This is a genomic window from Rhodococcus sp. BH5, assembly GCF_027583855.1.
GTDB classification, from domain to species: domain Bacteria; phylum Actinomycetota; class Actinomycetes; order Mycobacteriales; family Mycobacteriaceae; genus Rhodococcus_F; species Rhodococcus_F qingshengii.
On sequence record NZ_JAJHVW010000005.1, the window covers coordinates 214,264 to 227,732 of the forward strand.

A 13,469-nucleotide genomic window follows, 5' to 3' on the forward strand; every position below is an offset into this window, starting at 1 on the left:
GTAACACAAGGCACACTGTTCAATCGAGCGTGCTGCACGAACTCGACAGAGGTCGTTGGGGAAGACGTCCCTCGTCGAAGCAGGAGGCTCGAGTGCGCGAAATGAATCAATTCGCGGACGTGACGACTGGTGTGGTTTACATCCACTCGTCGCCCGCGGCGCTGTGCCCGCACGTGGATTGGGCTTTGTCCGCCACGTTGGACAGCCCTGCCAAGCTCAGATGGACCTCACAGCCTGCCTACGACGGGCTTCTGCGTGCGACGACGGACTGGACGGGTCCCGTCGGAACCTGTGCCCGCCTGGTCGACTCGCTACGCGCGTGGCCGATGTTGCGGTTCGAGGTCACCGAGGACCCGAGTCACGGCGTCGACGGCGAACGGTACAGCCATGTGCCCGGTCTGGGCCTGTGGCGCGGATCCACCAGTGCGAACGGTGATGTCGTCGTAGGGGAGATGAAACTGCGGTCCATCATGAATTCCGGTGGAGACATCGCCGCGGAAATCGATCGGGCGATAGGTACACCGTGGGACGAGGAACTCGAACCCTTCCGGAGTTCAGGCGAAGGTGCCGAAGTGACATGGCTGCGAAGGCGTGTCAGCTGACCGAGGTCCATCCTGAACCCGGAGTGCTCTCGCGGCTTGAACGACAAAGACTCGAATGACAAAGGTGGGCCCCGCCGTATCGGCGAGGCCCACCTTGCTGTCCAGGGTTGTCAGAGCGGAATGTTCTTGTGCCGCGCGCGGACAGATGGTGCAGACGCGAGGGCAGCGGTCACGATGCTGCGAGTCTTCGCCGGGTCGATTTCCTCGTCGACGACGCCGATTTCGACCGCGCGGTCGACGCCGCCCGCGATTGCCTCGTGCTCGGCAGCGAGTCGGTCGTGCAATGCTTCACGCTCGTCGTCCGGTGCAGCTGCGAGGGCCCGCTTGTGCAGGATGCCGACAGCAGCCTTCGCACCCATCACGGCTACTTCGGAGTTGGGCCAAGCGAATACGGCCGTGGCTCCCAGTGCTCGCGAGTTCATCGCGATGTAGGCGCCGCCGTAGATCTTTCGAGTGACGACGGTGACGCGGGGGACCGTTGCCTCGGCGAAGGCGTGAAGTAACTTCGCTCCGCGTCGGACAACGCCTTCCCACTCCATCGAGACGCCCGGCAAATACCCGGGAACATCGACGACGACCACGAGCGGCACGCCGAATGCGTTGCACAGTCGCACGAATCGAGCGGCCTTCTCTGCACTTTCGGAGTTCAGGCACCCCCCGAGTCGCAGTGGGTTGTTCGCAATGACGCCAACGGTGCGTCCGGCCATCCGGCCGAAACCGGTGACGATGCTCCGAGCGTAATTGCCTTGCAGTTCTTCGAAACTCGACTCGCCTTCGACGTTGTCGAGCATTTCGTGAACGATCGGACGAACGTCGTACGCGCGTTTCGCGGAGGCAGGCATCATGGCGCGCAGATCGCTGTCGCCGAGTTCCGCTGCCCGCTGATCGAATTCGCCCTGCTCGCACATCATCGAGACCAGGCGGCGCGCGCGGTGCAATGCGTCGGCCTCGTCGTGTGCGGCGATGTGCGCGACACCCGACTTCTTGGTGTGTGTGTCCGGACCGCCGAGTGACACCATGTCGACCTGTTCGCCGGTGACACTACGAACTACGTCTGGCCCGGTGACGAACACTCGGCCTTCCGGCGCCATGATCACGACATCGGTGAGGGCTGGACCATACGCGGCTCCGCCAGCGGCAAAGCCGAGCACGACGGAAATTTGAGGTATGAGACCCGACGCGCGGACCATGGCCTCGAAGACCAGTCCGACGGCGTGGAGCGCCTCGACGCCTTCAGCCAGACGCGCGCCACCGGAGTGCCAGAGGCCCACGATGGGGGACTCTTCCTCGATAGCGGTATCGATGGCTTTGACGAGGTGTTTGCAACCGTCGACGCCCATGGCGCCACCCATGACAGTGGCGTCGGAGCAGTATGCGATGGTGCGGACGCCGTCGATGTTTCCGGACGCGGCGAGCACACCGGACTTGTCACGGGCGTGGAGCGGCACTGTTGTGCCGGGGTCGAACAGATTTTCCAGGCGCGCAAGAGGATCGCGCGGGTCTGTCGATGATTCGGACTTTGTCACGGGGGCCAGGATGGTCATCGCGTCCTCCTTCAGTACGAGCCTTGGGTGGAACGAAAGGTCGGTGTTGTCCGCGGGTGACGTTGTGTTGCAACGACACCCGCGGACAGGTGCAAACCGCGGTTCGGGCTAGGCCCGACCGAAGGCGAGCGCGACATTGTGCCCACCGAAACCGAACGAGTTGTTCAGTGCGAAATCGAAAGAGCCGGTTCGGGGTTCACCCTTGACGACATCGAGATCGATTTCTGGATCCTGGCTGTCAACATTGAGCGTGGGCGGGATGATCCCGTCACGCACTGCCAGAACCGTGAGGACTGATTCGAGGGCGCCGACAGCGCCGATCGAGTGTCCCAGCGCGGATTTCGGGCCGTACACCGCAGCGTGATTGCCGACCGCTGCGTTGATTGCCTTTGCCTCTGCGATGTCACCGATCGGCGTCGCAGTGGCGTGGGCGTTGATGTGCTTGATGTCGGACTTCGTCAGTCCGGCCATCTCGATTGCTCGGGTCATGGCTCGCGCCGCGCCCAGGCCTTCCGGATGCGGTGCCACGATGTGGTACCCGTCCGAAGTGATTCCGGAACCAAGCAGGCGGGCGTGAATCGTTGCCCCGCGTGCCTTGGCGTGCTCCTCGGTTTCGAGGATCATCAAGGCGCCGGCTTCGCCGAAGACAAATCCGTCGCGGTCCTTGTCGAAAGGACGTGAAGCTGCGGCCGGATTGTCGTTGTTGGTGCTCATCGCACGCATCATGGCGAAGCTCGCGATCGGAACGGCGTCGATGAAGCTCTCGACTCCACCAGCCACAACCATGTCCGCGTCACCCATGACAAGCATGCGGTGAGCGTGAGCAATTGCCTCGGAACCTGAGGAACATGCCGACACCGGAGTGATGACGCCACCGCGGGCCCCGAGTTCGAGTCCGACCGTTGCGGCCGGTCCGTTGGGCATGACCATCTGCACCGAGAACGGGGACACCTTGCGGTATCCGCCGCCACGGAGCTTGTCGACGGCGTCGATGAGCGTGTCGCCGCCGCCGAGTCCGGTGCCGATGACAACGGCCAGGCGGTCCTGATCGACTTCAGGGCTGCCGGCGTTGCTCCAGACCGTGCGACTCAACGTGAGGGCAAGGCGTTCCACCCAGCTCATCCGTCGAATTTCGACGCGGGACAAGCCCTCGTCCGGTGAAACCTTCAGGTGCCCGCCGATGCGAATGGGAAGGTCGAACTCGTCGATGAACGGGTCATCGAGGATTCCGATGCCGCTTTCGCCGGCGAGGAGCGCCTTCCACGTGCCATCCACATCACCAGCCACCGAGGTCGACGTCGCGAGGCTCGTGACGACGATGTCGGGGAATTTCCCTTTGCGGGTAGAAGCGGAAGTCACGGTCGGCTCACTCTGCGTTCTTGGCTTCGGCGCCTTCGGCTTCGAGCTTCTGGATGTACGCGACGATGTCGCCGACGGTGCGCAGACCTGCAAGATCCTCGTCGGGGACCTTCACGCCGTACTTGTCTTCGGTCTGAACGGCGATCTCGACCATGGACAGGGAGTCGATATCGAGGTCGTCCACGAAGGACTTGTCGACGGTGACCTCGGAAGGCTCGATACCGGTGACCTCCTCCACGATCTGGCCGAGTTCCGCGATGATTTCTTCCTGAGTGTGGGCCACTGGTGTGGCTCCCTTCTTGATCGATTGAGGTGGGGTGAAACGTCCGGCCGCCGTTCGGGCTGATCGGCCGGGTGGGCGTCCGAGCTAGGTCAGCTCGGACAGTGCGGAGATATCCTCCGGGTTCTTGAGGGCCACCGTCGGTGTGCCACGCATTTCACGCTTGGCAATTCCGACGAGGGTTCCGGCCGGCGGGAGTTCCACGATCGCGCTGACTTCTGCTGTCCGCAACGACGCGGAGCAGAGGTCCCAACGAACGGGGCGGGTTACCTGCGCGGCAAGCTTGGTGAGGGCGTCGGCGCCCGAGGAGACGGGTGCGCCATCCGAGTTGGAAAGCAGCGTGCGCGTCGGATCGGAAGGGGTGATCTTGGCGGCAGCAGCTGCGACGGCGTCCTGCGCAGGCGCCATGAAGCGGGTGTGGAAAGCTCCGGCGACGGGTAGTGCGCGGACTCGGGCCTTTTCGGGTGCGTTTGCTGCGAGTTCTTCGAGCGCGGTGAGCAGTCCGGCCGCCACGATCTGGCCGGCCGCATTGCGGTTGGCTGCTTCCAGCCCGAGTTCTTCGATTCGTGCGAGCACTTCGGCTTCGTCTCCACCGAGAACGGCTGACATGCCCGTGGGCTCGAGCGCACAAGCCTTGGCCATCTCGGCGCCACGGAGGGCGGCAAGCGCGACCGCGTCGTCAGCGGAGATAACACCGGCGACCGCAGCAGCGGCAAGTTCACCCACCGAATGGCCGGCAGCGATGACGTCGGCGCCGAGGAGCCCACGTGATTCGATTTCCTCGTATGCCAGCAGAGCAGCGGCAACGACGAGGGGCTGGGTTACCGAGGTGTCGGTGATTTCTTCGGCGGTCGCGGTCGTGCCGAGTCGGACGAGGTCCAGGCCGGCTGCCTTCGACCACACTTCGAGGCGGTCTTGTGCTCCGGGCAGTGCCAGCCAGGGGCTGAGCATGCCGGGTGTCTGAGAGCCCTGTCCCGGGGCGAGCAACGAAATCACTTATTAAGAGAACACCGCCGCGAGCGACCTGCGAGATGTCGGTCGCGATGAACTCTGGCGAAGTGTTTTGTAGGGTTCCCACAAAATCCCACGTCGCGCTCGGCCATCGAAATTGGACGCTCAGGGGTTACAGGTTTGTTTGTCCGGATGTTAAAGATGTGACTGAAGTAACCGAATTGTTCGATTTGAGATCGATTTGTGTCAATCGGCCCACGGTAGCGGCGATCCGTAGTACATACGCGTCGCGTGGATTCGTTGGATCCCGGCCGGTAACTTCGGCGATTCGCTTCAAGCGGTACCGAACGGTATTTGGATGAACAAACAGAAGACGTGCACAAGTCTCAACCGCACCTCCACAGTCGAGATAACTGTCTAAAGTATCGGTCAAGACTGTGCCGGATTCAGCTAAAGGTGCGACGAGGAAATCGCGAAGAGCCTTCACGGCAGCGGCGTCTCCCAGTAGTGCCCGTTCCGGGAGCAGTTCAGTCGCGAAAACGGGACGAGGTGCGCCGCGCCACCCGGCAACAGCCTTGATTCCCGCCAGCGCTTCGGACGCACTGAAGTGCGCTGCGCTCAACGAGGGTGTCGTCGGGCCGATCACCACCGGCTCGTCGGCGAAACTCATGAGCAGGTCTTGAAGGAATTGGCTGCCTTCCGTCTTACTGCTCAGCTCGCCGCTGACGATCATCACCAGTCGCGGACCCTGCACCACGGCGAGAACAGCGCGCCCGTGCGCGGCGGCAGTCGCGTGGACGGTGCCGGCAACCGAGACCCGCTCGTCCGGCGGGGGAGACCCGACGATGACGGTGGCCGGAGCCGTGGCATCCCAGTTCAAGGTGGCGGCGCGAGAGAGCATGTCCGAGCCGGTGTCTCCCTGCACGACGGCGTCGACGACGAGCGCTTCCAGTCGCGTGTCCAGGGCACCCCGCGACTCGGCAGCGCTTGCGTACACCGTCGCTGCTGCGAAACCGAGTTCACGCCCGTAGCGCAGGACGGCTTCTGTCAGCGCGATCAGCTGCTGATCGTTGCGGGCGAGAGCCGGCAGCCATTTCTCGAAGAACTCCATCGCCACCCGGACCATGTCGACGGTCTGGCGCAGCGTGAGCTGTCGAGCAAGATCCTGAGGGATGACCGGAAACGACTCGTATCCGAAGCTGATCTCCGAGTCGAGTTGCCGCAGCCATTCCAGGAAATTCACCACCGACGTCTGCACCAACAGTTGAACGTCGGCGCGTTGCGAAGCGTCGAGACTGTCGAAGAACGGAAGCTGCTCCTCCATCACGGTCACGGCCTCGGTGGAGAGCCGGCCGGAGAACTGTTTGACGCGGCGGAGCAAGGCTTCTGGAAGTGGATCGCGAACCTGACGACGGCGGGCGAGTACAGCCTGCAACCCGGACGACTGTGGTCGAGTGCGGCGTACGCCCTCTTCGGGTTTCTCGGGATCAGGTTCGGGCATGAGAAAAACCTACGCCCATCGCCGCAGCGGATGTCGAGATGACACCCGCGGCGATGGGCGTAGGTCTGTTTTCGATCGCTGGGACTGTTGCTTTACGACTTAGGCGCTACCGGTGTCCCCGGTCTGCTCGGGAGCAGCATTCACGTCGTCGATGCGGTATCGGCTCGCTGCTTCGACGGCCTTCGACCGCTCGATCGATCCTTCCTTCGCCAAACCGATCAGCACGGCAACGACGATGGACTCGGCATCGACGTTGAAGTAACGACGCGCAGCGGTGCGGGTGTCGGAGAAGCCGAACCCGTCCGTGCCGAGCGTGGTGTAGTCGCCGGGAACCCACTGACGGATCTGGTCCGAGACCGCCCGCATCCAGTCCGAAGCCGCAACTACGGGGCCTTGGGCCGACGACAACGCCGTGGTGACGAAGGGAACCGGAGCATCCTCGGACGGATTGAGCAGCGCCTGACGTTCGCATTCGACGCCTTCGCGGCGCAGCTCACCCCAGGACGTGACCGACCAGACGTCGGCCGAGACGCCCCATTCGTCGGCAAGTAGCTTCTGCGCGCGCAGCCCCTCGGGCATCGCGACACCGGAGACGAGGATCTGTGCCTTCGGGCCGGATGCTTCGGACGTCTTGTAGAGGTAGATGCCCTTGAGCAAGCCCTCGACGTCGAGACCTTCGGGCTCGGCCGGCTGAACGTACGGCTCGTTGTAGATGGTCAGGTAGTAGAAGATGTTCTCGCCACCGAAACCGTCGACGCCCTCGGTGCCGCCGTACATGCGGCGCAAGCCGTCCTTGACGATGTGCGCCAACTCGTACGAGAACGCGGCGTCGTACGTGACAGCTGCGGGGTTGGTGGATGCCAGGAGCAGCGAGTGTCCGTCGGCGTGCTGGAGACCTTCACCGGTCAGAGTGGTACGACCGGCGGTGGCGCCGAGAACGAATCCCCGAGCCATCTGGTCGGCAGCCGCCCACAGGCCGTCGCCGGTGCGCTGGAAACCGAACATCGAGTAGAAGATGTACAGCGGAATCATCGGTTCACCGTGGGTGGCGTACGACGTGCCGACTGCGGTGAACGAAGCCGTCGAACCGGCCTCGTTGATGCCCTCGTGCAGGATCTGGCCGATCGGGCTCTCCTTGTAGGCGAGCATGAGTTCGGCGTCGACGGACGTGTAGAGCTGCCCGTTGCGGTTGTAGATCTTCAGCGACGGGAACCACGAGTCCATACCGAACGTGCGAGCCTCGTCCGGGATGATCGGCACGATGCGCTTGCCGATCTCCTTGTCGCGCAACAGTTCCTTGAGGATGCGCACGATCGCCATGGTGGTGGCGACTTCCTGCTTGCCCGAACCCTTGCGGATGACGTCGTACGTCTTGTCCTCGGGGAGCTTGAGCGGCGCCGCATCGGTGTTACGGGAAGGCAGGAACCCGCCGAGTGCTTTACGACGGTCGAACATGTACTTGATCTCGGGAGCGTCCGCGCCCGGGTGGTAGTACGGAGGCAGGTACGGATCCTTCTCGAGCTCGGCGTCCGAGATCGGGATGTGCTGCATGTCGCGGAACGCCTTGAGATCGTCCAGCGTCAGCTTCTTCATCTGGTGCGTGGCGTTGCGGCCCTCGAAGTGCTTACCGAGGGTGTAGCCCTTGATGGTGTGCGCCAGGATGACCGTCGGCTGGCCCTTGTGTGCCATGGCCGCTGCGTAGGCGGCGTGGACCTTGCGGTAGTCGTGGCCACCGCGCTTGAGGTTCCAGATTTCCTGGTCTGTGAGGTCCTTGACCAGTTCCTTGGTGCGGGGGTCACGTCCGAAGAAGTGATCGCGTACGAACGCGCCGTCGTTGGCCTTGTACGTCTGGTAGTCACCGTCCGGCGTCACGTTCATCAGGTTGACCAGTGCGCCGTCGCGATCGGCGTGCAGCAGCGCATCCCACTCGCGACCCCAGACGACCTTGATGACGTTCCAGCCGGCACCGCGGAAGAACGATTCCAGTTCCTGGATGATCTTTCCGTTGCCGCGGACCGGGCCGTCGAGGCGCTGGAGGTTGCAGTTCACCACGAACGTGAGGTTGTCGAGGCCTTCGGTTGCCGCGACGTGAGCGAGGCCGCGTGACTCGGGCTCGTCCATTTCGCCGTCGCCGAGGAATGCCCACACGTGCTGATCGGTGGTGTCCTTGATGCCGCGATCGTTGAGGTAGTGGTTGAACCGGGCCTGGTAGATGGCGTTCATCGGGCCGAGGCCCATCGAGACCGTCGGGAACTCCCAGAAATCGGGAAGCAGCCGCGGGTGCGGGTAGGACGGCAGTGCGCCGCCGAAGTCGGCGTGGGACTTCTCCTGGCGGAATCCGTCGAGCTGTTCCGCGGGGATCCGGCCCTCGAGGAAGGCGCGTGCGTAGATGCCGGGGGAGGCGTGACCCTGGATGAAGATGTGGTCGCCACCGCCCGGGTGTTCCTTGCCGCGGAAGAAGTGGTTGAAGCCGACCTCGTACAACGCTGCCGAGGATGCATAGGTGGAGATGTGACCGCCGACGCCGACGCCCGGTCGCTGAGCGCGGTGGACCATGATCGCGGCGTTCCAACGGATCCAGGCGCGATAGCGGCGCTCGACCTCTTCGTCACCGGGGAACCACGGCTCGTTTTCGGTCGGAATCGTGTTGACGTAGTCGGTCGACGTGAGCGCGGGGAGTGCGACGTGCTTCTCGCCGGCGCGTTCGAGCATGCGGAGCATGAGGTAGCGGGCACGCGTGGGTCCGGATCGATCCAGAAGTCCGTCGAATGATTCGAGCCATTCGGTGGTCTCGTCCGGATCGATGTCCGGCAGGTACGACGCAACACCTTCGCGAATGACGCGAACGCGACCGTCGGTTCCCCCCGGCGTATTCGACGCGGGCGAACCCGACTCGCCGGCGGCGCCTGAATCGGCGTTCTGCCCGGACGCGGGACCCTGGATCAGGTCAGACAACGTGTGCTCCTCATTGGTTTGGGGACGCGTGGTGGGGCGTCCTTACATAGGTGATCGAGGCCTTGTTAGGTCCGACGCACTTCCATCGTGAATATGGCGCGTACCTCATCTTTCACCATCCCGGTCGGTCCGGCATACCTCGCCTCTGGTTACTCTCGGGTAGCGTTTTTCGGCGTGACGCAGGGGTGTGATGGTTCCCCGTAGTCACAGGCTTGGGGGATCGATCGGAACGTATGAAGGGGTGGGAAAAAATAAACAAAGAAATCAATTACGGCAGGGTCGGGGCGTGGGTCTCGGTCGGATCGATCGCAGTGGGACTGTCGGTGATCGTGGGATGTTCGGCGGCGGTGACCGGATCGGCAGTACCCAATGAAGCGCACGTGGCTGCATACCAATCCGAGGTGAGTATTTCGATGGCCGCCGCGTCCTCGTCGAAAGCGGCGGCAGATGCGGCAGAGGCAGCTTTCGCGATCTGTGAGGAAGCGGTCTCTCGATCGAAAAACGACGTGGTTGCGTTCAATGCCTACGTCGACGCCGGAAATCATGGTGAGACCGACCTGAGAGCCGAAGCAAGCGCTGCTGCTTCCTCGGCAAGGGAGACGGCCTCGTGGTTCGACTCGGTCGCGAGTGAACTTCCGACGCAACTTTCCGGACTGTTCGCCGAATTGGCCGCGAACCTACGTTCATCTGCTGTCGTGATCGAGAGTGATCATTCGGCCGATGAAATCAATTCGATCAGCGATACGAGCAATTCGATTCGCAAGTCGATCTTCGATGAATGTGGATCCCTGTGACCTGCGGTAATCCGCAGGCGTAAGGTTCGCCGTGTGTCAGAAGACGATCTTTGGTGAAAGTTTTCGGCGTGGTCGGCTTGCGCTAACGCCTCAGACCATGTTCGCTTTCCCTAATTGATCGTCAAACGGTAGGTGTGCGGGGTCGCCACACACCATCAACAAAAGGAGGACCCCACCGTGGTCGCCGCGGCGGATGCCCAGAACTACGCTCAGAAACTCGGGATTACCACTGACATGGTGGTGCAGGAACTGGGCTGGGATGAGGATACCGACGACGGCATTCGTGCCGCGGTTGAGGAAACCATCGGCGGGGAAATGCTCGACGAGGATTCCGACGAGGTCATCGATGTCGTGCTGCTGTGGTGGCGCGACGAGGACGGTGACCTGGTGGACGCCCTCATGGATGCCATCGGGCCCCTCGCCGACGAAGGCTTCGTGTGGGTTCTCACTCCCAAGACCGGTCTCGACGGACACGTCGAGCCCAGCGAGATCGCCGAATCGGCGCCGACTGCCGGCCTGACGCAGACATCGGCAGCCAACCTCGGTGACTGGTCGGGAAGTCGACTGGTTCAGCCGAAGGCTCGTCCGGCCAACAAGCGCTGACCCGGTCCTTTCCGCACTTTCCCAAGGAATCGCACATGCCTCTCGAAGTTGGTGCCCAGGCACCGGATTTCACCTTGAAGGACCAGAACAACCAGGAAGTCTCGCTAGCAGATTTCCGCGGTAAGAAGAACGTTCTGCTGGTCTTCTATCCGTTGGCCTTCACCGGGACTTGTCAGGGGGAACTCTGCAAGGTCCGTGACGAGCTTCCGAAGTTCGAGAACGACGACACTGCCATTCTCGCGATTTCTGTCGGTGCTTCGCCGACTCACAAGATCTGGTCAGCTGAGCAGGGATACACATTTCCCTTGCTGTCGGACTTCTGGCCGCACGGTGAGGTCGCTCAGAAGTACGAGGTGTTCAACGACAAGTTGGGCTTCGCGAATCGTGGCACCTTTGTCATCGACAAAGACGGAATCATTCGTTTTGCCGAGATGAACGGCCCCGGAGAAGCCCGTGACCACGGACTTTGGGCAAACGCGCTTGCCGCGCTAGAGTCTTAGAGCACTCCCGGTGAGGGTCTCACCGGGAGTTCGGGCGTGTAGCTCAGTGGTAGAGCTCTGGTTTTACACACCAGCGGTCGGGGGTTCGAAACCCTCCGCGCCCACCGAAGAATTCAAGCCCCGATCTGCGTCGACGCAGATCGGGGTTTTTTCATTTTCGGCAACGAATTGTCCGCAATACGCCATTCTGGACGCATGTCCAGTTCTGTGATCGAAGTAGCCGTCGACCCGACGCGCGTGCATCCCACCCGTCCGCACATACACATCGCCGAGATGCCCAGTCTCAGTGTTGCGTTGTTCGCGGGGCAGACGCTCCGGGTTCGTTCCCAGAGCGACGCACTGGCGACCGGGATTGCCCGTGTCTGGGAAATCAACCGAATGCACCGCTTGATCTACCTGACGATCGACTGGGACGGGTAGAGATCGGCTCGTGCAGACACGTGACGGTTGGCCAGAGAACGAGCGTCGCTGCTACAACTACGCTCGTGCAGATTTCGGTTCGTTCGTCCCAATCTCGATTCAATGCGCGAGCTGCCGGGCTTCTCCTCGGCTTCGTCGCGGATCGGGCATTCGCCGATCCGGGGCGGTTCCATCCGGTTGCCGGCTTCGGAACCGCGGCTATCGCGCTGCAGAAGATGTCCTACCGGGACTCGCGAGCGGCCGGAACACTTCATGTCGCTGTGCTCTTGGCCGGCACCGCTGGACTTGGGCTCGCAGCCGAAGCAGCGTCGCGCCGGGCCGGTTGGGTGGCCGTCACGGGTACGACGGCGATAGCTACCTGGGCCGTGCTCGGCGGGACGTCGCTTGCACGCACCGGCATCGATATGGCCGCTCGATTGGAGGCGTCACAGGTCGATCGCGACCTGACGAAAGCGCGTGAGCTACTTCCTTCACTCTGTGGACGCGATCCATCGGTGCTGGGCGAGGAGGGCCTCACGCGTGCAGCGCTGGAGTCGGTCGCCGAAAACACCTCGGATGCAAGCGTCGGTGCAATGTTCTGGGGTGCAATTGCGGGCGTGCCGGGTCTGTTCGTCTACCGCGCTGCCAACACACTCGACGCGATGATCGGCTACCGCTCCGAGAAATACCTCAGATTCGGGTGGGCTGCGGCGAGGTTCGACGACCTAGTCAACATCGTCCCCGCTCGGCTGACCGGTGCGCTGACGGCTGCGTGTGCACCGGTGGTAGGCGGCTCGGTTCAGGAATCACTGGCAGCGTGGAAACGCGACGCAGCGGCTCATCCAAGCCCCAATGCGGGCGTCGCGGAAGCGTCGGCGGCAGGGGCGTTGGGCATTTCGTTGGGTGGTCGGACCGAGTACGCGCACGGGGTGGAGATGCGTCCCGTCCTCGGCCGCGGGACTGTGCCGACGCCGAACGATCTGCGCCGCGCGTCGAGGCTTTCGTCGGCGGTGCAGATCAGTGCAGTTGTGGTGTCAGCGGGTATTGCCGTATCGATCGGCAAGTTTGGCTTCCTGCGCCGTCAGCGGCACTGATTCCGGCTCCGGCTTCTTGCGACGGCTGAAGGTACGAGTCGGTTCGGCGGGGGGTGCGGCAGGCGCGGATACCGGCGCTTCCGGGGTCGTCTCGGTAGCGGCGTCGTCCGCTGCGAAGCCGTCGACAGCTGCTTGAGCTGCCTTCTCCTTGCGACGTTCGCGCCACTCCGCGCGAATGAAGTAGGCCAGTCCGAGCGGCGCCATGATGCCGAACGCCAGCCACTGGAACCCGTACGAGAGATAGGGGCCTGCATCGAGTTGGGGGAGAGGGATCGTCCCCAGGCCGCCGGGCTGGTCGGGTTCGAGTTGGATGTACGCGTCGATCAGGTCCGTTCCGATGAACTCGCCGATAGGTTGTGCGTCGATCGAGTAGACCTGTTTCGCGCCGTCCTCGAACATCGGAACTCGGCCGGGCGCGGTGCCTTCCGACAGACGCACGCGACCGTTGAGAGTGACCGGATCGGTCGGCGGCGCGGCGATGGGCGGTGCCTCGGCGCCGTTGATCGGCCGAACGTATCCGCGATTGACGAGGATCGTGCGGCCGTCGTCGAGAAGGAAAGGCGTCAGGATCTCGTACGACGGTGCGCCCTCGATGGACTGCAGTCGAACGAGGATGTCGGCGTCGGGCAGATAGGTGCCTGCCGCGGTGATGTTTCGCCATTCGTCGTCCGGTGCGATCGTCGAATCGGCGATGACGTCACCGATCGGCACGGTCTCCGCGTTGATCGAGTTCGAGATCAGATCATTGCGGTGCTCGGTCTTTGTGTTCTTGCCGAGTTGCCATGGGGCGAGCACGGTGAAGCACAGGTAGGCGAAGAGCCCGACCACAGCTGCCAGTACCAACCAACCGGGCCGCAACAGGAATTTCAGTCTTCGCACACGTCCAC

Annotated in this window: 13 protein-coding genes and 1 tRNA gene; 7 read left to right on the top strand and 7 right to left on the bottom strand. The window is 63.0% G+C overall.

The genetic code is table 11. The features are described 5' to 3' along the window. The first annotated feature begins 92 nt into the window (after positions 1-92). On the top strand, positions 93-602 hold the full coding sequence (locus RhoBH5_RS15060) for a DUF3145 domain-containing protein (RefSeq protein ID WP_042445731.1): 510 nt from the start codon (positions 93-95) through the stop codon (positions 600-602). 110 nt (positions 603-712) lie between these two features. On the opposite strand, the gene RhoBH5_RS15065 is transcribed toward RhoBH5_RS15060, so the two are convergent. From RhoBH5_RS15065 to aceE, 6 genes are all read right to left on the bottom strand, one after another. Further along, positions 713-2,146, bottom strand: a complete 1,434-nt coding sequence (locus RhoBH5_RS15065; protein WP_003941597.1) for an acyl-CoA carboxylase subunit beta — start codon at positions 2,144-2,146, stop codon at positions 713-715. Positions 2,147-2,254: 108 nt separating this feature from the next. Then, on the bottom strand, positions 2,255-3,505 hold the full coding sequence (locus RhoBH5_RS15070; RefSeq protein WP_003941591.1) for a KasA/KasB family beta-ketoacyl-ACP synthase: 1,251 nt from the start codon (positions 3,503-3,505) through the stop codon (positions 2,255-2,257). Positions 3,506-3,512: 7 nt separating this feature from the next. Beyond that, positions 3,513-3,788, bottom strand: a complete 276-nt coding sequence (acpM, locus tag RhoBH5_RS15075) for a meromycolate extension acyl carrier protein AcpM (protein WP_003941649.1) — start codon at positions 3,786-3,788, stop codon at positions 3,513-3,515. Between the two features lie 84 nt (positions 3,789-3,872). Further along, on the bottom strand, positions 3,873-4,781 hold the full coding sequence (locus tag RhoBH5_RS15080; RefSeq protein WP_064689135.1) for an ACP S-malonyltransferase: 909 nt from the start codon (positions 4,779-4,781) through the stop codon (positions 3,873-3,875). A gap of 127 nt (positions 4,782-4,908) precedes the next feature. Next, positions 4,909-6,237, bottom strand: a complete 1,329-nt coding sequence (locus RhoBH5_RS15085) for a PucR family transcriptional regulator (RefSeq protein WP_003941635.1) — start codon at positions 6,235-6,237, stop codon at positions 4,909-4,911. 99 nt (positions 6,238-6,336) lie between these two features. Next, positions 6,337-9,192: a pyruvate dehydrogenase (acetyl-transferring), homodimeric type gene (gene aceE / locus RhoBH5_RS15090; RefSeq protein ID WP_270008472.1), complete on the bottom strand. Its 2,856-nt coding sequence runs from the start codon at positions 9,190-9,192 to the stop codon at positions 6,337-6,339. A gap of 233 nt (positions 9,193-9,425) precedes the next feature. Here aceE and RhoBH5_RS15095 point away from each other — a divergent pair, with 233 nt between their 5' ends. The 6 genes from RhoBH5_RS15095 (at position 9,426) to RhoBH5_RS15120 (ending at position 12,582) form a co-directional block, all read left to right on the top strand. Further along, positions 9,426-9,986 (top strand): hypothetical protein, encoded by a 561-nt coding sequence (locus RhoBH5_RS15095; protein ID WP_238704674.1) that lies wholly within the window; start codon positions 9,426-9,428, stop codon positions 9,984-9,986. A gap of 177 nt (positions 9,987-10,163) precedes the next feature. Next, positions 10,164-10,589 (top strand): DUF3052 domain-containing protein, encoded by a 426-nt coding sequence (locus tag RhoBH5_RS15100; protein WP_003941575.1) that lies wholly within the window; start codon positions 10,164-10,166, stop codon positions 10,587-10,589. A 35-nt stretch (positions 10,590-10,624) separates the two neighbouring features. Next, the gene (locus RhoBH5_RS15105; protein WP_003941619.1) at positions 10,625-11,089 is read left to right on the top strand and encodes a peroxiredoxin; all 465 of its coding nucleotides are present in this window, start codon (positions 10,625-10,627) and stop codon (positions 11,087-11,089) included. Positions 11,090-11,121: 32 nt separating this feature from the next. Beyond that, a tRNA-Val gene (locus tag RhoBH5_RS15110) sits at positions 11,122-11,193 on the top strand. Positions 11,194-11,284: 91 nt separating this feature from the next. Next, positions 11,285-11,509, top strand: coding sequence for a hypothetical protein (locus RhoBH5_RS15115; RefSeq protein ID WP_161120648.1), 225 nt, complete (start codon positions 11,285-11,287; stop codon positions 11,507-11,509). Positions 11,510-11,574: 65 nt separating this feature from the next. After that, on the top strand, positions 11,575-12,582 hold the full coding sequence (locus RhoBH5_RS15120) for a cobalamin biosynthesis protein (protein WP_270008473.1): 1,008 nt from the start codon (positions 11,575-11,577) through the stop codon (positions 12,580-12,582). Here the strand turns inward: RhoBH5_RS15120 and RhoBH5_RS15125 are convergent. Beyond that, positions 12,523-13,461 (bottom strand): SURF1 family cytochrome oxidase biogenesis protein, encoded by a 939-nt coding sequence (locus tag RhoBH5_RS15125; protein ID WP_042445745.1) that lies wholly within the window; start codon positions 13,459-13,461, stop codon positions 12,523-12,525. The two genes, RhoBH5_RS15120 and RhoBH5_RS15125, sit on opposite strands and share 60 nt — an antisense overlap. Positions 13,462-13,469: the final 8 nt, after the last annotated feature.

Bases quoted from the DNA above. Each gene is read 5' to 3' on its own strand.
- RhoBH5_RS15105 (WP_003941619.1), top strand. From the start codon at position 10,625: ATGCCTCTCGAAGTTGGTGCCCAGGCACCGGATTTCACCTTGAAGGAC.
- RhoBH5_RS15115 (WP_161120648.1), top strand. From the start codon at position 11,285: ATGTCCAGTTCTGTGATCGAAGTAGCCGTCGACCCGACGCGCGTGCAT.
- RhoBH5_RS15085 (WP_003941635.1), bottom strand. From the start codon at position 6,237: ATGCCCGAACCTGATCCCGAGAAACCCGAAGAGGGCGTACGCCGCACT.
- RhoBH5_RS15095 (WP_238704674.1), top strand. From the start codon at position 9,426: ATGAAGGGGTGGGAAAAAATAAACAAAGAAATCAATTACGGCAGGGTC.
- RhoBH5_RS15065 (WP_003941597.1), bottom strand. From the start codon at position 2,146: ATGACCATCCTGGCCCCCGTGACAAAGTCCGAATCATCGACAGACCCG.